Raw genomic sequence first — 19,896 nt, forward strand, 5'->3', positions numbered from 1 at the left:
GATAGCGGTTACAGTAATGCTTCATTGATAAACAACCAGCCTGCCACCATGATCAAGCACATCGTTTTCTGGAAACTCAAGGACCACGCCGAAGGCGCCGACCGCGCCACCAATGCATTGAAACTCAAAGCCCTGCTCGACTCCTGCTCCGGCCTGGTGCCCGGCATCCTGGCCTTCGAGGCCGCCGTGGCCCAACCGGGCCTGGAAGCGACCTACGACATCGTCCTGTACAGCGAATTCGCCAGCCGGGAAGCCCTCGACGCCTACCAGAACCATCCCGAGCACGTGAAAATCAAGCCGTTTTTTGGGGCCGTGCGGGAAGCAAGGCAATGCATGGACTACGAAGTCTAGTGACACCGAACCAAACCTACTGCGCATCGGTATAGATGGCCTGCGATGCTCACCGTACTACAGTACGGTTGCGCTTCTCGGCCACCTCTCCCTTCCGCTCGCGACGGTTTTGTTCGGTGTCGTGAATATCAATGTTAGTTATCAACTTTATTGACAGGAGCATTCATGACCACCTACCAACGCATCGTCCTCGCCTCGCGCCCGACAGGCGAAGTGCAGCCGGAACACTTCCGCCTGGAAACCAAGGACATTCCCGCCATCCACGATGGGCAATTGCTGGTGCGCAACCAGTATCTGTCGCTGGACCCCTACATGCGCGGGCGCATGAGCACGAATAAAAGCTACGCGGCGCCGCAGGCCCTCGATGAAACCATGATCGGCGGCACGGTGGGCGTGGTGCTGGAATCGAAGCATCCGAAGTTTGCCGTGGGCGACACCGTCGTGGGGACCCTGGGCTGGACGGAAGTGGCCGTGTCGGACGGCACCATGCTGCGCAAGGTCGACACGACGCACATCCCCGCGTCCGCCTACCTGGGCGCCGTGGGCATGCCGGGCATGACGGCGTGGTATGGCTTGAACCAGATCATGGCGCCGAAAGCGGGCGAAACGGTGGTGGTGTCGGCCGCCAGCGGCGCCGTCGGCAGCGTCGTGGGGCAGCTGGCAAAACTCAAGGGCTGCCGGGTCGTCGGCATCGCCGGCGGCGCGGAGAAATGCGCGTATGTCGTCAATGCGCTGGGCTTTGACGCCTGCGTCGACTACAAGGCCGGCAATCTGGTCGCCGACCTGGAAGCGGCCACGCCGGACGGCATCGACGCCATCTTTGAAAATGTGGGCGGCGCCATCTTCGACGCGGCCCTGGCGCGCACCAACGCGTTTGGCCGCATCGCCCTGTGCGGCTGGATCGCCGGCTACAATGGCGAACCGACGCCGATCGACAATGCGCGCTTCATCCTCACCAACCGCCTGACGGTGCGCGGCTTCATCGTCTCCGAGCAGCCGGAATTCTGGCCGCAGGGCCTGGCGGAACTGGGCTCGCTGGTGGCGACGGGCAAGCTGGCCTTCCGCGAATCCGTGGCCGACGGCCTGGCCAGCGCGCCGGAAGCTTTCATCGGCTTGCTGAAAGGGCGCAACTTCGGCAAGCAGCTGGTGAAGCTGGCTTGAACCTGTTGTACCGGGTCCCCCGCTAAAGAAGGGCAGGCCGTGCGACAATAACGGCCTGTCTCTTTCTACCTTACACCATGACCAACCACACCATCCGCCTCGGCGACTGGGCCACCCTCGGTCCCGACGCCACCGCCATCCGTTTTGAAGTCTTCGTCGATGAACAGAAAGTGCCGGCCGAGATCGAACTCGACGACATGGATGCCGTCTGCCTGCACGCCGTCGCCTACGATGCCGCCGGCAACGCCATCGGCACGGGCCGCTTGCTGCCTGACGGCCACATCGGCCGCATGGCCGTGCGCCAGCCTGGCCGCGGCACGGGCGTGGGCGGCGCCATCTTGACCTTGCTGATGGAAAAGGCCCGCGCACGGGGCGACAAGGCGGTGGTCTTGAACGCGCAAACCGTGGCCGCGCCATTCTATGCGCGCCACGGATTCGTGCAGCAGGGGGAGGTATTCGAAGAGGCGGGGATTGCGCATGTGGAGATGCGGCTAGTGTTATAGGCCTTGCTTCAGGTGTTGTCGGATTACGGCCTGCGGCCTAATCCGACCTACGCCGACCTGTTACGGCTATGGTAGGGCGGGTTAGCGCGCAGCGCGTAACCCGACACCACCAGCACAATCAGTTTTGCGCGTGCGACTGGCGCCATTTGTCCAGGATCACGGCCAGCACGATCACGACGCCTTTCGCCACATATTGCCAGAACGACGACAGCCCCAGAATCGTCAAGCCATTGTTCATCACGCCGATGATCAGGGCGCCGATGACGGTGCCCCAGACGGAGCCGACGCCGCCCATCAGGCTCGTGCCACCGAGCACGACGGCCGCGATGGCGTCCAGTTCATAGCCCGTGCCCCAGTTGCCGTTGGCCGCATACAGGCGGCTGGCCGACATGGCGCCGCCCAGGCCCGCGAACAGGCCGCTGATGGTGTAGACAAACATCAGCACGAGGCCAACCTTGATCCCCGTCAAACGGGCCGCCTGGATATTGCCACCGACGGCGTAGATATGCAGGCCCAGGGTGGTCTTGCGCAAAATAAACCAGGTCAGCACGACGACGGCGGCCGCCAGCCAGATCAGCCAGGGCACGGCCAGGAAGCTGCCGTTGCCCATCCATTCGAAGCTGGGGATTTCCGTGTTCAGCACGCTCGTGCCGTCGGCCAGCAGGTAGGCCGCCCCGCGCAGGGCCGTCATGGTGCCCAGGGTGACGACGAACGGGTTCAGGCCGACGAGAGCCACCAGCACGCCGTTCAGCGCGCCCAGCAGCAGGCCGACGATGAGGAAGGTGGGAATCGAAAAGCCCGCGAACTGTGCCGACAGCGACATCAGCATGCCTGCCACGGCCGAGACGGCCAGCACGGAACCGACGGACAAATCGATGCCGCTTGTCAGGATGACGAAGGTCATGCCGGACGCCAGCACGATGTTGATCGACACCTGGCGGAAGATATTCATGGTGTTATTGCTGGTCATGAACGTGGACGTGCCGTCGGCGGAGAAATACACGGTCAGGCCGTACATGGCCAGGTACAGCACCACCAGCACGGGCAGCATGCCCAGGCGGCGCATCAGGTTCGAGGCATTGAAGGGTTCGCCGGCGCGCGCGGCGCCGCGGGTGGTGCTAGTTGTCATGATGAGTCTCCTGAATGATTATTTAAGGCGTATTCTTAAAACGCCTGACAAAACCGTAGCGAGCGGATGCGGCTTGTGGTTGAGACACGGCACTGTGCAAAGCACGGGGATGCCGAGTCAGTGAGCATCGGAAACCGCGACCCGCGACGCGCAACAGGTTTTGACAGGTGTTTTTATGCCGCTTCCAGCTGGGTCGCATAGGCGAGGATGTTTTCCTGCGTGATATCGTCGCCCGTCACTTCGCCCGTCAAACGTCCCTCGCACATCACCATCACCCTGTCGCAGATGCCGACCAGCTCGGCCAGTTCGCTGGAAATGCACAGCACGGCCGTGCCCGCGTCCGCCAGCTGGTGGATGATCTTGTAGATTTCGCTCTTCGCGCCCACGTCCACGCCCCGCGTCGGCTCGTCGAGGATGAGGACTTTCGGCGCGATGGCCAGCCAGCGCGCCAGCAGGACTTTCTGCTGGTTGCCGCCGGAAAGCCCGCCGACGATGCCGTCCGGTCCCGATACCTTGACGTTGAGGTTGGCGATGGCCTCGCGCGTGAGCTGCGTCAGGGCGCCCCGGTTGACGACGCCCGCCGTCGCATGCCTGGACAGGATATTCATCGACATGTTTTCCATGGCCGACAGCTGCATGAACAGCCCCAGGCTCTTGCGGTCTTCCGGCAGGTAGCCGATGCCGTGGCGGATGGCCGCCAGCGGCTGGCCGATATGCACTTCCTGGCCGTCGAGCCACACTTGCCCCGTTTGCTTTTTGTCGGCGCCAAAGATCAGGCGCGCCAGTTCCGTGCGGCCGGCGCCCACGAGGCCCGCCAGGCCCGTGACCTCGCCCGCGTGCAGGCTGAACGACGCTGGCCTGACCTTGCCGCCGCCGACGTTCTCCACGCGCAAGCGCTCGGCGCCGCGCGAGGTGCGCCGCTGGTGCGCATAAAAGTCGTCGGCGGGGCGGCCCACCATCATTTGCACGACTTTCTTTTGGTCCAGTTCATCCTTGCCCAGCTCGCCCACGTAGGCGCCGTCGCGCAGCACCGTGATGCGGCGCGCCAGGCGCTCCACCTCGGCCATGCGGTGGCTGATGTACAGCACGGCCAGGCCCTTGTCGCGCTGCTCCTCGATGATGCGGAACAATTGTTCGGTCTCGCGGTCCGACAGGGCGGCCGTCGGCTCGTCCATGATCAGGATGCGGCTTTCGTGCACCAGGGCGCGGGCGATCTCCACCTGCTGCTGCTCGGCGATCGACAGGGTCGCCACCATGGTGTCGGCATCGAAGCGGGAGCCGAGGTCGGCCAGGATGGCGTTCGTGCGGGCGCGCATTTCGCCGCCCTTGACGGTCCAGAACGGTCCTTGCGGCTCGCTGCCCATGAAGACGTTCTGCGCCACCGTCATGTTCTTGGCCACGCTCAGTTCCTGGTAGATCAGGTTGATGCCCAGCGCGCGCGCTTCGCCCGGGTTGCGGATGCGGATCGGCTTGCCGTCAAGGATGATTTCTCCCGCGTCCGGCGTGTACACGCCCGACAGAATTTTCATCAGGGTGCTCTTGCCGGCGCCGTTTTCGCCCATCACGGCATGGATTTCGCCGCTGCGCACCGTCAGGTGCACGCCGCGCAGCGCGCGCGTGGCGCCAAAGCGCTTCTCGATGCCGCGCATTTCAAAAATAATATCGTCGCTCATGACTGTCCTTCCTTGCTGGTGAAACTGGCGCCGCCTGCCCGCAGGCGGCGCCACGTGGTTCAGGTCAGGCAGATCAGTTCTTTACCCAGCCCGTGTAGGTGGCGACGTTTTCCTTGGTGATGGCCGGCGTCGGCAACAGCACCATGGTCTGCTTCGGCGTGCGGCCGTTCATGATGTCGTAGCCCATCTGCACGGCGTCGGTCGCCATGCGGTAGGGGTTTTGCGCCGAGGTGGCGGCAAACAGGCCGGCCTTGTTTTTCAGGGCGTTCTGGCCATCGGGCGCGCCATCGACGGCCGTGATCAGTTTCACGTCCGTGCGCTTCGACTGCTTGATGGCCAGTTCGGCGCCGATGCCCGTCGGATCGTTGATGGCGAACACGCCGTCGATCTTCGGATGGGCCGTCAGCAGGTTCGACATCACGGTCATGCCGCCGTCGCGGCTGCCGCCGGCGTTCTGGTTGTCGGACAGGATCTTGATATCCTTGAACGCGGCCAGGGTTTTCTTGCAGCCATTCACGCGGTCGATGACGGACGTGACGGGCGGGCCGTTGAGGATCACCACGTTGCCCTTGCCGCCGATCTGCTTGGCCAGGTAGGCGCACGAGACGTCGCCCGCCATGGTGTTGTCCGACATCACGGTGGCCGAGGCGCCCACGGCGCCCACGTCGACGGCGATCACCACCACGCCCGCATTGCGCGCCTTCTTGATGGCGGGCGCGATGCCCTTGGAATCGACGGCGTTCAGGATGATGATGTCGGTCTTGTTGGCGATGAAGTTTTCGATCTGGTCCACCTGGGTGTTCAAGTCATACTTGCTGGAAACAGTCGTGACTTTCACGCCAGGGCCGCCCAGCTTTTTCGCGCTTTCTTCCGCGCCGCGGCCGATCGCCACGAAGAAGGGGTTGGCCAGGTCGCCCACGCTGACGCCGATCGACTTCAAGGGCTTGTCGGCGGCGAAGGCGCCGCAGGCGGCGGACAGCAGCAGGGTGGCGGTAATGACTTTTTTCATGAGGATCTCCAAGGGTTTTTATTGTGAAAAGCAAAAGTGCTACGGGTAAAACCTGAGTGAAAACTGAGTGACTGCGAACTTAGCGACTGCGCAATTTCTCGATCATGGCGTCCAGCTTGCCCGCATCGACGGCAAAGCCGCGGATGCCTTCGGCCAGCTTTTCCGTGGCCATGGCGTCATCGTTGAGCGCGTAGCGGAAGGCCGCCTCGTCGTACGTGACGGCTGGCTGCGGCGCGCCCAGGTCGCTACCGAGCGCGCGCGCGAACGGCGCGTCAAGGGCTTCCAGCTTGGCCAGCAGGTCCGGGCTGATGGTCAGCAAGTCGCAGCCGGACAGGGCCGTGATCTGCCCCACGTTGCGGAAGCTGGCGCCCATCACTTGCGTGGCGATGCCGTGCTGCTTGTAGTAATTGAAGATGCGCGTGACCGATTGCACGCCTGGATCGTTGGACAAGCTGCGCGCCGCTTCGTCCCATGCCGGACCCTGCGACTTCTTGTGCCAGTCGTAGATGCGGCCCACAAAAGGCGAGATCAGGCGCACTTTCGCTTCCGCGCAGGCAACGGCCTGGCAAAACGCGAACAGCAGGGTCAGGTTGCAAAAGATGCCATCCTGCTCCAGTTCGCGCGCCGCCTGGATGCCTTCCCAGGTGGCGGCGATCTTGATCAGCACGCGCTCGCGGGGGACGCCGGCCGCTTCGTACAGGGCGATCAGGCGGCGCGCGCGGCCCACGGTGGCGGCGCGGTCAAAGCTCAGGCGGGCATCGACTTCCGTCGACACGCGGCCCGGCACCACCTTTAAAATTTCCAGGCCGAAGCGCACCAGCACCTGGTCGACGATATCGTCCAGCGCGGCGGCCTTGTGTGCGGCGACCGTGCTTTCCAGCAAGGGCGCGTACTCGGGCTGCAGCACGGCCTTCAGGATCAGCGACGGATTGGTGGTGGCGTCCTGTGGCGCGAAACGCGCCAGTTGCAGGAAGTCGCCCGTGTCGGCGACGACGGTGCTGTATTGCTTCAGTTGTTGCAGCTGGTTCATTACTACTTATCCTTCGCTCAGTTGGTGCAAGGCCTGCACGGCAGGAAACAAGCTACGGTATCGGCCGTAGCGGATGCTCAAGGCTGCGCTTTGCGCGGCATCGGGTAAAAACGTGTTTTTGACGGGCAAGCCCGTGGCCAGCAGCCGGGTGTCGCCGATGGCGGCAAAGCCCAGCTTGGCAGCGCCCAGGCTGGCGGACAGTTCGCTGTTGTGCAGCGTGCGCATTTCGCGGCCCAGCACATTGGCCAGCAATTGCGCCCAGTACTGGCTGCGCGCGCCGCCACCCACCAGCATGCAGTGCGGCACGACGGCGCCCGTGGACGTGACGGCCGCCATGGCGTCGCGCAAGGCGAAGGCCACGCCTTCCAGCACGGCGTAACCGAGCTGCGCCGTATTGCTGTCGTGGCCCAGTTGCAGGAAGGCGCCGCGCACTTGCGGGTCGTTGTGCGGCGTGCGCTCGCCCGACAGGTAGGGCAGGAACAGGGGCGCGGACGGCGCGATGGGCATGTCGAGCGGCAAGCCCGCTTCCACCACTTGCAGCAGGGCCGCTTCGTCGGGCAAGCCCAGCACGCCCGTGGCCCAGCGCAGGCAGCTGGCGCCGGACAGGATGGCGCCCATCGCGTACCAGCGGCCGGGCAGGGCGTGGCAAAAGCTGTGCACGCCGCCGGCCGGGTTGCCCAGCGGCGATTCCGTGACGGAAACGATGGCGGCGCTGGTGCCCAGCGAGATGAAACTGTCGCCCGCGTTGACGGCGCCGATGCCCACGGCCGAGACGGGATTGTCGCCGCCGCCGCCGGCCACCACCACGTCCGCTGGCAAGCCCAGCTGGTTGGCGACCTGCGCCAGCACGCTGCCCGTGGCGGCATCGCCTTCGGCCAGCGCGGGCATGTGTTGCGGCCCCAGGCCGCAGGCGGCCAGCATGGGGGCGAACCACGCGCGCTGGGCCTCGTCCAGCCACAGGGTGCCGGCCGCGTCAGACATGTCCGTGAGCTTGTTGCCCGTCAATTGCAGGCGCAAATAATCCTTGGGCGACAGCACGCAGGCGATGGCGGCAAAGTGTGCCGGTTCGTGCTGCCGCAGCCACAGCAGCTTGGGCGCCGTCAGGCCCGCCATCGGCAGGCTGCCCGTCACCTCGGCATACGCGGGATAGTCGCGCGCCAGCGCGGCCGCCTCGGCGTCGGCGCGCGCATCGTTCCACAGGATGGCGGGACGGATCACGTTATCGCTGGCGTCGAGCAGCACGGCGCCGTGCATCTGGCCCGACAGGCCGATGCAGGCGATCTGTTCATATTCCTGCGGCCAGCCGGTGCGCAGCTGCGCCAGGGCCTGGACGCAGGCGGCCCACCAGTCCTGCGGCGACTGTTCGGACCACCCCGGCTGCGGACGGCTGACGTCGATGCGCACGGACGCCTGGCCGCGCACCGTGCCATGGCGGTCCATCAGCACGGTTTTCAGTTCGGAGGTGCCCAAATCGATACCGAGGGAAATGGCTGGTTGCATGTTTGTCTACGTGTAAAAGTCAGGGGCAGCCGCAGGAATTGCGCACGCGCAAGACCGGCGACAAGCGTTGTACGTGCTGCGCACGCTCAGGGTGGGCGATGCGCTCGATCAGGAGATCCACGGCCATGGCGCCCAGCTCTTCCAGCGGCTGGGCCATCACCGTCAGGCGCGGGCTGAAATAATCGGCCCAGTCGAAATCATCGAAACCGGCCAGGGCCACGTCGTGCGGCACGGCGATCTGCGCGTCGCGCAAGGCGTGCATGGTGCCGATGGTCATCAGGTTATTGGCGGCAACGATGGCCGTGGGGCGCTGCGCCAGCGCCAGCAGTTCCAGGGTGGCGGCGCCGCTGCGCTCCAGGTTGGAGTCGCCCGACCGCAGCAGTTGCGGGTCAAAGGCGATATTAGCGCGCTGCAAGGCCAAGCGGTAGCCGTCGATACGCTCGTCCGTGGTCGACAGGCCGGGCGCGCCGCTGATGAAACCGATGCGGCGGTGGCCGTGGACGGTGATCAGATGGCTGACCAGCTCGGCCGTGGCGTGCGTGTTTTCCACGCCCACCTGGTCGAAGGCCTGCGGCGACATGCGGTCGACCAGTACGGAGGCGATCTTGTTGCTGGTCAAATAGTCGAGGGCGCGGTTGCGCGCATCGCCGGACGGCGCCAGCACGATGCCGTCGACGCGGCGCTGGTGCAGGTTCTGCACCACCTTGAGTTCCTGCTCGGGGTCGTCATGCGTATCGGAAAACAGCATCATCAGGCCATGGCGCGTGCAGGCCGCCTCGATGGCGCGCACGGTTTCGCTGAAATAATGATTGGTGAAGGCGGAAATGGCCACGCCAATGGTGCCCGACGAGGAGCCGGCCAGCGCGCGCGCCAGCATGTTGGGCACATAGCCGATCTGCTGCATGGCCGCGTTGACGGCGGCGACGGTTTTCGGGCTGACCTTGCGGGTGCCGTTGAGCACGTGCGAGACGGTCGACAGCGATACGTCCGCCGCCCGCGCTACATCTTCCATGGTGGCCATGGTGTCTCCTGATGATTTTTATTTTTATGTGCTGCAATTGGATGCGGCTGTCTCGCCGCGTTGGAATCCATCGTAAACAAAAGAAAGCGCTTGCGCAAGCGCTTTCTTTTTTGTGCGGATGAATGGTGTGTGGGTTCTCGATGCGGATAGGGGACGCTGGCGTAGGTCGGATCAGCGCGCCGGAGGCGCGCGTAATCCGACAGCGGCGATGCTGGCGATGCCGGTTGAGGGCGCCGGTGTTATCGGCTCACGCGCTTGCGCGCTAACCCGACCTACCCGCCTTACCCCAACGGCAAATACCGGGGTCGGACCCTCAGGGTCCGACCCCGGTATTTCAAGGGATGGGGATAAGGACAGCGGTGTTTAGGTGTGGTATGGGCGCGCGAGGCGCGCGTAAGCGGACGACATCGGGAAAGAATGATGCACGGCGGGTGTTGCCCGCCAGGCCGCCGGTATTGTCGGCTTACGCGCTGCGCGCTAAGCGGCCCTACTGGATCACCAGCTCATGCAGTTCGCCGGGCGAGTCGGGGAACAGTTTCACGACGGTGGACGTGCGCGTGCCGTAGCCCGGCGTTTCGATGCAGACGGCGGACAGCACGCGCTCGAGGTCGAGCGGCACGCCCGTGTCCGGCAAGCGGAAGTCGGGGGCCCGCGTGGTGTCGGCCAGCATGTCGAAATACGCGTCGTCGGGCGCACCCTGGCACAGCAGGCTGGCGAACTGGGCTTTAGTTTTCAGCACCTTCGGCCACGGCGCGTCGAGCAGGGCGTTCGACAGGCCGTAGATGCCCGGTTCCAACGGCTGGCCATTGCGCGCATCGGCGTCGCCCCGGTTGGAAAACCAGATCAGGGTATCGGCGTCGCCCAGCACCAGGTTGAAGCCGTTGTAGACATCGCTGCCGGGACGGATCTGCGCGATGTAGTCCTGCGGCGACATGTTGCCCGCCAGGTAGTCGGCTACCAGGGCGCCGCGCGAGGGGGCGTGCGGGTTGCGGTCTTGCGGGCTGCGGATATTCGTGATGGCGGCGAAGCGCGAGCTGCCGCCGCCGGACTGGGTAATGCCCATCCAGCTGCCGCCGGCCTGCAGGTCGCGGCCCGCATACACTTGCGGGTGCTCGGGCCAGGCTCCGGCCGGGGCGCTGGCGCGTTCATAGAATTCGTCGCGGTTGGCGGCGGCAATCAGCGGGATGTGCGGATTGACTTTCCAGGCAAAAACGATCAGGCACATGGAGGCAAATCCATGAACACTTCCGTATGGCGCGCGCCTGCCGTCAAGGACAGCAAGCCTGCTTCGTCGGCTGCGCCGGCCAGCAGTTCGGCAAAGCCTTCGCCGACGACGGGGTAGATTTCCATCCACGTCTGCAAGCCATCCTTGGCTTCCGGACGGCGCTTGAGCTGCGGCGCCACGCCGGAGGCGGCCGCCAGTTTCGCCTGCATGGCGCGCACGCGCGCTTCCAGCGCCTGGGCGTGCTCTTCTTTTACCTGATAGTAAACGTACAGATCTTTCATGGCATTCTCACAAGTCGAGTGCGTCGAGCACGTAAGGCATGGGCAGGAAACGCACGGCAGCACCCTGGGCCGAGCCGTAGCGCACGGCGCCGGCTGCGCTTGAACCTTCTTCGATCGCCCCCAACTTCAGTTCAACGAGGGCGTCGATGCCGCCCGCGCCGTTCGGCGCGGCGTTGACGACCATGCCGCAAGGCTGGTCGGGGTCGCTGATGGCGAACAGTTCGCCGCCGGCCACTGCCGCGGCATCATCGATGCCGGCGAGGGTGGTGCGGCGCTTGAGCTTGCCCAGATACTGGCTGCGCGCGACGATTTCCTGGCCCGGGTAGCAGCCTTTCTTGAAATTGACGCCGCCCAGCAGCTCGAAGTTGACCATCTGCGGCACGAATTGTTCTTGCGTGGCGGCCGTGATCTGCGGAATGCCCGCATGGATCTCGGCCAGGCGCCAGGCGTCGTTGCCGCCCTTGGCCAGTGTTCCAGCCAGCTGTGGCCACGCGTCGCGCGCCGTGGCGGCCGAGGTCAGCCATTCGTAGCGGGGGCTGCCAAACGCATCGGCGACGCGCAGCAGGGTGCCCAGCGCATGCTCGACCTTGCTGAACGGCGTGGCGGGCAGGGTAGCGAACCAGGCGGACAGGGCCGCGCTGGCCCGCTGGCCGCCCAGGCCCAGGACGACCTGATTTGCATCATCAAGTGAAGCATCGTGCAGCTTGGCCTTGGCGCGCAGCACGAACATCTGCAGGCGCTTCTGGATGGTGGGCTGTATGGTGCGCGGCAATTGCAGATAAATGGTGGTGGCGTTGCGCCACATCAGAAAACTGGCCAGCAAGCGGCCTTTCGGCGTGCAGTAGCCCGCCAGGCGCACTTGCTCCTGGGTCAGGTGTTCGACATCGTTGGTCAGCTGGCCGTGCAGGAAACTGGCCGCATCGTCGCCGTTCAAGCCGATCAGGCCCTGGTCCGTGATGGCCGCGACAAAACCTTCTTGCAGCTGGGACACTGTCAGGGACTGGCCAAAATCGGCAATGGGGGAAACGGTGGCGGGGACGGCACTGTCAGGCGCGCCTTCGGGAGGGACGGGACGGGCGCCTTGCGCAGCTAAAAATTGATTCCAATTATTCATAATTTCCATTAGATCAGCGATTAAGCATTATCATTACGGGTTCATTATAGTGATGTCGGGCAGATCGCGTCGGCAGCGGCAAGTTTCCACGCATTCGTGCCGCTTTGCGCGGACTTCATTCAGTAATGAACGATCACAACAAGCACGCGTGGAGCAGTCAGGCGCGCATAACAAGAATCGGAACAATGGCTTTCTTTAAAAAACTTGTAGTCAGTTCAGTCATCGCCGCCATCGGCGCCGGTGGTACTTTTGTGTACTGGGCGCAGCAGCCCATCACCACGGATGGCGAAGCCATTCCGTTTACGATCACGCCAGGCAGCGGCGCGCATGCGGCCGGCCAGCAGATCGCGGACGCGGGCGTGCCCATCGTGCCAATCCTGTTCAACTTACTGGCGCGCATCGAAGGCAAGACCTCGAAGATCAAGGCCGGCTCCTACGAATTGAAGCCGGGCACCTCGCCGCAGCGCCTCATCACGCAGCTGGCACGGGGCGAGTTCGCGCAGGAATCCCTGACCATCATCGAAGGCTGGACCTTCAAGCAGATGCGCCAGGCGATGGCCAGCCATCCCGGCCTCAAGCACGATACGGCGGGCCTGTCCGACAAGGAACTGATGGCGAAAATCAGCCCCGAATACATGCTGCCGGAAGGCTTGTTCTTCCCGGACACGTATCTGTTCGCCAAGGGCGCCAGCGAAATGCAGATTTTCAAGCAGGCGCACACGGCCCTGATCGGCCGCCTGTCCGAGGCATGGTTCAAGCGCGACCCGGCCTTGCCGTATAAAAATCCGTACGAGGCGCTGATCATGGCGTCCATCGTGGAAAAGGAAACGGGGCAAAAGTCCGAGCGGGCCATGATTGCCGGCGTCTTCGTCAACCGCATGAAGACGGGCATGCTGCTGCAGACGGACCCGACCGTGATCTATGGCATGGGCGACAGCTACCAGGGCAAGATCCGCAAACGCGACCTGGAAGCGGACACGCCGTACAATACCTACACGCGCGGCGGCTTGCCGCCCACGCCGATCGCCTTGCCCGGTGCGCAATCGCTGACGGCGGCGCTGGCGCCGGCCCGCACGCAAGCGCTGTATTTCGTCGCGCGCGGCGACGGCACCAGCCAGTTTTCGGCCAACCTGCCGGATCATAACCGCGCCGTGAACCAGTACCAGCGCTAGTCGTCAGCGTCATGACCGGCGTTCATCACCACCAGATTAAGAGTTTCATGACACAACAATATCAAGCGCGCTTCATCACCTTCGAAGGCATCGATGGCGCGGGCAAGTCGACGCATATCGGCTTTGTCGCCGATTATCTGCAACAACGGGGCGTGCGCCTCGTGTCATCGCGCGAACCGGGCGGCACCCGCCTCGGTGAAAAGCTGCGCGAACTGCTGCTGCATGAAAAAATGCATCTGGAAACGGAAGCCTTGCTGATGTTCGCCAGCCGCCGCGAACATATCGCGCAAGTCATCGCCCCCGCGCTGGAGCGGGGCGAGTGGGTCATTTCCGACCGTTTTAGCGATGCCAGCTTTGCCTACCAGGGCGGCGGGCGCGGCATGGACCTGCGCAAGATGGAGCAGCTGGAAGCCTGGGTGCATCCGCACCTGCAGCCGGACCTGACCTTCCTGTTCGACGTGCCCCTGGAAGTGGCGAGAGCCCGCCTGGACGCCACGCGCGCGCTGGACAAGTTCGAGCAGGAGCAGGCCGATTTCTTTGCCGCCACGCGCAACGAGTATTTGCGCCGCGCGGCCCAGTTCCCCGAACGCTTCCGCATCATCGATTCCACGCAAAGCATCGCCGATATCCAGGTGCAGCTGGCGCAGCTGCTGGATGTTTTGCTTGCGCAAAGTGCCGAATAAAGCACTTGAATAAGGCGCCGTAACGCGCTGATTTAAAAGAAGAAGATGATATGACCAGTTCTCTCTATCCGTGGCAGCAGGACGCCTGGCAGCAATTGCAAGCCTTGCGTCCGCGCATGCCGCACGCCATCCTGTTCCATGGCGCGCAAGGCATCGGCAAGGCCGATTTCATCGAGCACTTTGCACAAGCGCTGCTGTGCGAAGACGTGCGCGCCGACGGCCACGCCTGCGGCAGCTGCGTGTCCTGCGGCTGGTTTAGCCAGGGCAACCATCCCGATTACCGCCGCGTGCGTCCGGAAGCGCTGGAAGACGACGTGGCCGACGAGGGCGATGCCGAAGGCGAGGGCGCGAAGAAAAGCGCCAAGAGCAAGACGCCATCGAAAGACATCAAGATCGAGCAGATCCGTAACCTGGCCGACTTCATGAACATTTCCACGCACCGGCAGGGTTTGCGCGTGGTGGTGCTGTACCCGGCCGAGGCGCTCAATACGCCCGCCTCGAACGCCTTGCTGAAGACACTGGAAGAGCCGCCGCCTGGCACCCTGTTCCTGCTGGCCTCGAACAGCCTGGACCGCCTGCTGCCGACGATCCTTTCGCGCTGCCGCAAGTTCGCCCTGCCCATGCCCAGCCATGAACAGGCCTTGACCTGGCTCAAGCAGCAAGGCTTGAACGATGCCGACAGCTGGCTGCGCGAGCAGGGCGGCGCGCCGCTGGCCGCGCTGGCCCAGTCCGAATCGGGTGGCCGCGAAGAAACGGAGCAATTGCTGCAGGTACTCGCCAATCCGGGCGTGGAAGCGGCCCTGAAGGCGGCGGACAAGTTGCAGAAGGCGCCGCTGGCGCCGCTGGTGGCCTCGCTGCAGCGCTGGCTGTACGACGTGTTTTCCGTCAAATTGTCCGGCACCATCCGCTACTACCCCCGCCACCGGCGCGAGCTGGAAGCGCTGGCGGGGCGCATCAATGTGAGCCGCCTGATGGCCGCCATCAAGGCCGCCAACGAACGGCGCGCCATTGCCGAGCACCCCCTGTCGCCGAAGCTGTTCCTGGAAGACATGCTGCTCGATTACGCTTCCAGTTGTCAATAAAATCAATTATTTACGTTAATTACTTCATCGATAACATGAGCTACCGCCACCGCATCGCCACGCTTGCCGACCTGCCTGCCATCGTCGCCATCTACAACACCACGATTGCTTCGCGCGAAGTAACGGCCGATACGGAAGCCGTGACGGTCGAGTCGCGCCTGGCCTGGTTCCACGAGCACAATCCGCAGACGCGGCCCCTGTGGATCATCGAGGCGGCCGACGACGCGTCCGACCGGCCAACGCCGCTGGGCTGGCTGTCGTACTCGAATTTTTACGGTCGTCCCGCGTATTCGGGCACGGCGGAGTTGTCCGTCTACATTGCCGAGGCAGCGCGCGGCAAGGGCATCGGCGCCTACGGCCTGACGCAGGCCATCGCCCACGCGCCAGCGGTGGGCGTGCATACGGTGCTGGGCTTCATCTTCGGTCATAACGCGCCCAGCCTGGGCCTGTTCAAGAAGTTCGGCTTCGAGACGTGGGCGCATCTGCCGAAAGTGGCGAACCTCGACGGCGTGGAACGCGACCTGATTATCCTGGGCAAGCGCGTCGGCTGACCGTCTTCAGCCGCAGCTGCGCGTGCAACTGCGGTACTGTACCTCGCAGGCGTGCAAGCGTTCGGCGCGCCGTTCGCGGAAAGCCTGGGCTTCGGTAGGGCGCAACTGCTGCGACTGGGCTCCCGTTTCCCTGGCGGCGGCTGCGTACGGATTGCTGCTGGGCTTCATCGACAAGATGGGGCTGGTATCGTTTTCCGTGGCTGTCTGCACTTGCGCCCGGCAATCCTGCCGTGCCGAGACGCAGACCTGCTTGCACAGGCCCGCTTCGCTGGCCTTGTTTTGTTGGTCTTGTGCAAGCGCTGTCTGCGCCACGCAGGCCAGCAACATCAGTATCAGGGGACGGGCCATTCGCAGCATGAAAACACTCCAGATATTATGTGCGCGCGGCCCCATGGCTGCGCGCCAGCGATCCACTATACAGCTTGATAACGTTGCTGCCTAGTAAGGCAAGTCAAGGCCGGAAACATTCTCGCCATGCCAGTTTGCCATCGACATGCCACGGTGTTACAGTCAAGTCTTCCATGCAAACCACGCGGCACTGGCCCGCAACGGAGGCGTCAATGAAACGGGTGACTGGCATCGGCGGCATCTTCTTCCACGCGCAAGACCCGGCCGCGCTGCGCGCCTGGTACCAGCGCCACCTGGGACTCGACGTGCAGCCCTGGGGCGGCGCCGCGTTTGCGTGGACGGACGCCGATGGCAAGCCCGCGGGCGGCACCACCATCTGGTCGGTCAGCGCGCCCGACAACGAGCAATTTGCGCCCGGCAAGGCGTCCTTCATGATCAATTACCGGGTCGACGACCTCGACGCCCTGCTGCAAGCCTTGCGCGACGAGGGTTGCACGGTGCTGGAGAAGGCCCCGGATTCCGAGTACGGTCAGTTTGGCTGGGTCATCGATCCGGAGGGCAACAAGGTGGAACTGTGGCAGCCGCCGGCAGGGCAATAGGCGCGACACGCCGCATTCAGCGATAATATCGGTTCAGATAACGATTCCTATTTTTTATGCGCGACATTATTGCTGGATTTCTACGCTTTCAAAAGGAAGTTTTTCCTGAGCGCCGCGAGCTGTTCAAGACGCTGGCCACGGGACAAACGCCGAAAGCCCTGTTCATTTCCTGCTCGGACAGCCGGATGGTGCCGGAGCTGGTGACGCAGCGGGAGCCGGGTGAACTCTTCGTCATCCGCAACGCGGGCAACATCGTGCCGTCGTATGGCCCGGAACCGGGCGGCGTGAGCGCGACGGTCGAGTTTGCTGTGTCTGCCTTGAACGTTTCCGATATCGTCATTTGCGGCCATTCCGATTGCGGCGCCATGAAGGCGATCGCCACCTGCGCCTGTCTGGACCACATGCCGGCCGTCCGCAGCTGGCTGCACCATGCCGATGCGGCGCGCATGATCAACGAGTCGATCGACCATCCGTCGGAACAGTCGCGCATCGACGGCATGGTGCGCGCCAACGTGGTGGCGCAGCTGAATAACCTGCGCACCCATCCGTCGGTGGCGCTGGCCATCTCGCAAAACCGGCTGACCCTGCACGGCTGGGTCTACGACATCGAGAACGGCTCGCTCGACGCGCTCGACGAGTCGACGGGCAACTTCGTGCCGCTGGCAGACCATCCCGCCTCGCAGTCCTGAATGCCCGGGGTACTGCGGTACCCTTTCCCCCTGCCAGTTTTCCTGTGCTCCGGTACAATCCCGCCTTATGTATATCGATTCCCATTGCCATATCAATTTCCCCGAGCTGGCCGCTCGCATGCCCGAGATTCTCGCCAAGATGGCCGAGAACAAGGTGACGCACGCCTTGTGCGTGTCCGTCGACCTGCCGGACTTTCCCCAGGTGCTGGCCCTGGCCGAGCAGTATCCGCATATCTTCGCCTCCGTCGGCGTGCATCCCGATTACGAGGACACGCCCGAGCCGTCCGTGGAAGACCTGGTGCGTCTGGCCGACCATCCGAAGATCATCGCCATCGGCGAGACGGGCCTCGACTATTTCCGCCTGACGGGCGACCTGGAGTGGCAGCGCGAGCGTTTCCGCACTCACATCAAAGCTTCAAGAATCACGCGCAAGCCATTGATTATCCACACAAGGGCAGCCAGTGAAGACACCATCCGCATCATGCGCGAAGAGGGCGCCGGCGTGGCGGACGGCGGCGTGGCCGGGGTCATGCATTGCTTCACCGAATCGCTGGAAGTGGCGCGCGCCGCCATTGATATGGGTTTCTACATTTCCTTCTCCGGCATCGTCACCTTCAAGAGCGCGAAAGACTTGCAGGCCGTGGCCCTGGAAGTGCCGCTCGAGCGTATTTTGATCGAGACGGATTCGCCGTATCTCGCCCCCGTGCCCTTCCGTGGCCGCATGAACGAGCCCGGCTACGTGGCCCACGTGGCGGAATACCTGTCCACCCTGAAAGGCATTCCGCTGGACCAGGTGGCGAAGCAGACGACGGATAATTTCTTCAAGCTTTTCAATCAGTTGCCGTAACTACTTAAGGTCAGACATGATGAAAAAACTCGCGCTGGCGATGGTGCTGTGCTGGGCCGCCGGCGGCCAGGCGGCGCCGTCGCCCGATGCCTTCTTCCGCGCCGTGTCAGTCGACAACGCCGGCGGCGTGCGCAGCATGCTGGCCGAGGGCATGAATCCGAACCTGCCGGACGCGCAGCGCGGCGACGTCCCGCTCGTGCTGGCCTTGCGCGACGATGCCGACAAGGTGTTCGACCTCTTGCTCAATACCCCCGGCATCGATCTGGAAGCGCGCTCGGCGAACGGCAATACGGCGCTGATGATGGCGGCCTACAAGCACAAGGCCGATGCCGTCAACGCCTTGCTGGCCAAGGGCGCCAAGGTCAACCAGAGCGGCTGGACGGCCCTGCACTATGCGGCCTCGGCCGGCGATTTGCCCATCATGAAGATTTTTCTCGACCGTGAAGCCGTGGTCGACGCGCGCGCCCCCGCGAACATCACGCCGCTGATGTTTGCGGCCCGCGAAGGCCAGGAGGGCGCCGTCAAGCTGCTGCTGTCCTGGGGCGCCGACGCCAGCCTGAAGAGCGACCATGGCTGGACGGCCGTGCAGTTTGCCCAGGCGGCCGACAAGCCCGGCGTGGTGGCCATCATCACGGCGGCGCAGCAGGCGCGCGCTGCACGAAAATAATATATTTTTTAGCAATACTTTCCATGCCAGCGCTCAAACTGGCATGGAATTGCCTCTCACCTCAGCCCTTTGTTCCCGCTCCCGATTCACGATAATGATCGTGTCGCATTAATCAGGAGATCACCGCATGGGCAATCACATCAACGTCAGGCGCCGGCTGGTTTGTCGCCGCCCCTCGCGCAGCCCGTGCGATATCACTGGTTTCTGGAATGACAAAACCGATCGGCCATCGGAGCCAGGCTCCAAGAGGACAGACATGCTGAATGAACGAGAAATCGAGAGTTGTTACCTGGGGCAATTTATCCCCGTCCATTACCACCACAATATGCTGATGGACCAGAACCGCATGCACGGGTTCAAGTCGGCCATCGATTACGCGGTAAAACCCGGCATGAAAGTGCTGGAGCTGGGCGGCGGCACGGGCGTGCTGTCGTGGTTTGCGGCCGCGCGCGCCGACAAGGTGTGGTGCGTGGAGTTCAATCCGGACATGGTCAAGGAAGCGCGCAAGATGCTGGCGCTCAATCCGAACGGTGAGAAAGTCGAAGTGGTGCACGCGGACGCCTTCGAATACCTGCCGCCCGAGCCCGTTGATGTGGTCATCTGTGAAATGATCCACGTGGGCATGCTGCGTGAAAAACAGGTGGAAGTGATCGAATCGTTCAAGCGCCGCTACCTGGCCCGCTTTGGCGGCCCGCTGCCCATCTTCCTGCCCGAGGCCGTGATCATGGCCGTGCAGCCAATGCAGCAGGAATATGATTTCGAAGGCTTTTATGCGCCCATCGTGCAATTCCAGGAAACCACGGCCATCCATCCCGGCGTGCAGGAACTGGCGCCACCCTCCGTCTACAGCATCATCGACTTCAGCCAGCCGACGGATAGCGTGTTCGGGTTCGACGGCAAGTTCGTCGTCGAGCGCAGCGGCACCCTGAACGCCTTGCGCTTCGTCACCAAGAATATCCTGGCCGTGGTGCCCGAGCGGTCCACCACCATCGACTGGCTGAATCACTACATGTGCCTGCCGCTGGCAGCACCGGTGGCCGTGAAGGCGGGCGACGTGCTGCAGGTGAGCTTCCAGTACCGCGCCGGCGGCTCGATTCCTTCGCTGGAAGCGTCGATGCGCGCGCAGGTGATTTACGACGTCAGCCTGCAGCCTGTGGTGCAGAACGCCGTCTACGCCTGAGCATCTGCTGGAGCGCCATGCAGGTAAAGGCAACGCCGCAGCGATTTCATCCTGCGGCGTTTGTCCATTCAGGGTATATTT

General features: G+C 63.7%; 22 protein-coding genes. 12 read left to right on the forward strand and 10 right to left on the reverse strand.

Features of this window, described 5'->3' with window-relative positions; translation table 11 throughout:
- Positions 1-48 precede the first annotated feature (48 nt).
- From ACZ92H_RS15290 to ACZ92H_RS15300, 3 genes are all read left to right on the forward strand, one after another.
- Positions 49-351 carry a Dabb family protein gene (locus ACZ92H_RS15290; RefSeq protein ID WP_465050010.1) on the forward strand — a complete coding sequence of 101 codons (303 nt, stop codon included), beginning with the start codon at positions 49-51 and terminating at the stop codon, positions 349-351.
- A gap of 165 nt (positions 352-516) precedes the next feature.
- Positions 517-1,512 (forward strand): NADP-dependent oxidoreductase, encoded by a 996-nt coding sequence (locus tag ACZ92H_RS15295; protein WP_465050011.1) that lies wholly within the window; start codon positions 517-519, stop codon positions 1,510-1,512.
- Positions 1,513-1,589: 77 nt separating this feature from the next.
- Positions 1,590-2,015 carry a GNAT family N-acetyltransferase gene (locus ACZ92H_RS15300; protein WP_465050012.1) on the forward strand — a complete coding sequence of 142 codons (426 nt, stop codon included), beginning with the start codon at positions 1,590-1,592 and terminating at the stop codon, positions 2,013-2,015.
- A gap of 118 nt (positions 2,016-2,133) precedes the next feature.
- On the opposite strand, the gene ACZ92H_RS15305 is transcribed toward ACZ92H_RS15300, so the two are convergent.
- The 9 genes from ACZ92H_RS15305 to ygfZ form a co-directional block, all read right to left on the reverse strand.
- Complete coding sequence (locus ACZ92H_RS15305; protein WP_131369151.1) at positions 2,134-3,144, reverse strand: ABC transporter permease subunit; 1,011 nt, start codon at positions 3,142-3,144, stop codon at positions 2,134-2,136.
- Between the two features lie 173 nt (positions 3,145-3,317).
- Entirely contained in the window at positions 3,318-4,817 is a 1,500-nt protein-coding gene (locus tag ACZ92H_RS15310) for a sugar ABC transporter ATP-binding protein (RefSeq protein ID WP_465050013.1), read from the reverse strand.
- Between the two features lie 73 nt (positions 4,818-4,890).
- The gene (locus ACZ92H_RS15315; protein WP_121669532.1) at positions 4,891-5,826 is read right to left on the reverse strand and encodes an ABC transporter substrate-binding protein; all 936 of its coding nucleotides are present in this window, start codon (positions 5,824-5,826) and stop codon (positions 4,891-4,893) included.
- A 79-nt stretch (positions 5,827-5,905) separates the two neighbouring features.
- The gene (gene tal / locus ACZ92H_RS15320; protein WP_465050014.1) at positions 5,906-6,856 is read right to left on the reverse strand and encodes a transaldolase; all 951 of its coding nucleotides are present in this window, start codon (positions 6,854-6,856) and stop codon (positions 5,906-5,908) included.
- Positions 6,857-6,862: 6 nt separating this feature from the next.
- Entirely contained in the window at positions 6,863-8,344 is a 1,482-nt protein-coding gene (xylB, locus tag ACZ92H_RS15325; protein WP_465050066.1) for a xylulokinase, read from the reverse strand.
- Between the two features lie 31 nt (positions 8,345-8,375).
- The gene (locus tag ACZ92H_RS15330) at positions 8,376-9,377 is read right to left on the reverse strand and encodes a LacI family DNA-binding transcriptional regulator (RefSeq protein ID WP_465050015.1); all 1,002 of its coding nucleotides are present in this window, start codon (positions 9,375-9,377) and stop codon (positions 8,376-8,378) included.
- Between the two features lie 487 nt (positions 9,378-9,864).
- Positions 9,865-10,602 carry an NRDE family protein gene (locus ACZ92H_RS15335; RefSeq protein WP_465050016.1) on the reverse strand — a complete coding sequence of 246 codons (738 nt, stop codon included), beginning with the start codon at positions 10,600-10,602 and terminating at the stop codon, positions 9,865-9,867.
- Positions 10,593-10,883, reverse strand: a complete 291-nt coding sequence (locus tag ACZ92H_RS15340) for a DUF4936 family protein (RefSeq protein ID WP_131369163.1) — start codon at positions 10,881-10,883, stop codon at positions 10,593-10,595. The genes ACZ92H_RS15335 and ACZ92H_RS15340 overlap by 10 nt, the downstream gene beginning before the upstream one ends.
- A gap of 7 nt (positions 10,884-10,890) precedes the next feature.
- Positions 10,891-11,997 (reverse strand): CAF17-like 4Fe-4S cluster assembly/insertion protein YgfZ, encoded by a 1,107-nt coding sequence (gene ygfZ, locus ACZ92H_RS15345; protein WP_465050017.1) that lies wholly within the window; start codon positions 11,995-11,997, stop codon positions 10,891-10,893.
- Positions 11,998-12,182: 185 nt separating this feature from the next.
- On the opposite strand from ygfZ, the gene mltG reads away from it, so the two are divergent.
- Genes mltG through ACZ92H_RS15365 form a run of 4 tightly spaced genes read left to right on the forward strand, consistent with a single transcriptional unit; the run spans position 12,183 to position 15,485 of the window.
- Positions 12,183-13,169: an endolytic transglycosylase MltG gene (gene mltG / locus ACZ92H_RS15350; RefSeq protein WP_131369167.1), complete on the forward strand. Its 987-nt coding sequence runs from the start codon at positions 12,183-12,185 to the stop codon at positions 13,167-13,169.
- Between the two features lie 47 nt (positions 13,170-13,216).
- Positions 13,217-13,852, forward strand: a complete 636-nt coding sequence (gene tmk, locus ACZ92H_RS15355; protein ID WP_465050018.1) for a dTMP kinase — start codon at positions 13,217-13,219, stop codon at positions 13,850-13,852.
- Positions 13,853-13,902: 50 nt separating this feature from the next.
- Positions 13,903-14,934 (forward strand): DNA polymerase III subunit delta', encoded by a 1,032-nt coding sequence (locus ACZ92H_RS15360; RefSeq protein ID WP_465050019.1) that lies wholly within the window; start codon positions 13,903-13,905, stop codon positions 14,932-14,934.
- Between the two features lie 35 nt (positions 14,935-14,969).
- Entirely contained in the window at positions 14,970-15,485 is a 516-nt protein-coding gene (locus ACZ92H_RS15365; RefSeq protein WP_131369173.1) for a GNAT family N-acetyltransferase, read from the forward strand.
- A 6-nt stretch (positions 15,486-15,491) separates the two neighbouring features.
- Here ACZ92H_RS15365 and ACZ92H_RS15370 read toward each other — a convergent pair whose 3' ends face one another.
- Complete coding sequence (locus ACZ92H_RS15370; RefSeq protein WP_465050020.1) at positions 15,492-15,842, reverse strand: hypothetical protein; 351 nt, start codon at positions 15,840-15,842, stop codon at positions 15,492-15,494.
- 203 nt (positions 15,843-16,045) lie between these two features.
- On the opposite strand from ACZ92H_RS15370, the gene ACZ92H_RS15375 reads away from it, so the two are divergent.
- The 5 genes from ACZ92H_RS15375 (at position 16,046) to ACZ92H_RS15395 (ending at position 19,815) form a co-directional block, all read left to right on the forward strand.
- A complete protein-coding gene (locus ACZ92H_RS15375; protein ID WP_131369177.1) occupies positions 16,046-16,432 on the forward strand; it encodes a VOC family protein in 387 nt (128 codons plus the stop codon).
- Between the two features lie 56 nt (positions 16,433-16,488).
- The gene (locus ACZ92H_RS15380; protein ID WP_131369179.1) at positions 16,489-17,121 is read left to right on the forward strand and encodes a carbonic anhydrase; all 633 of its coding nucleotides are present in this window, start codon (positions 16,489-16,491) and stop codon (positions 17,119-17,121) included.
- A 67-nt stretch (positions 17,122-17,188) separates the two neighbouring features.
- Entirely contained in the window at positions 17,189-17,968 is a 780-nt protein-coding gene (locus ACZ92H_RS15385) for a TatD family hydrolase (RefSeq protein ID WP_070288475.1), read from the forward strand.
- A 16-nt stretch (positions 17,969-17,984) separates the two neighbouring features.
- On the forward strand, positions 17,985-18,635 hold the full coding sequence (locus tag ACZ92H_RS15390) for an ankyrin repeat domain-containing protein (protein ID WP_131369181.1): 651 nt from the start codon (positions 17,985-17,987) through the stop codon (positions 18,633-18,635).
- Between the two features lie 256 nt (positions 18,636-18,891).
- Complete coding sequence (locus tag ACZ92H_RS15395) at positions 18,892-19,815, forward strand: class I SAM-dependent methyltransferase (protein WP_465050021.1); 924 nt, start codon at positions 18,892-18,894, stop codon at positions 19,813-19,815.
- The last annotated feature ends 81 nt before the right edge of the window (positions 19,816-19,896 follow it).

The organism is Janthinobacterium foliorum, assembly GCF_978021625.1.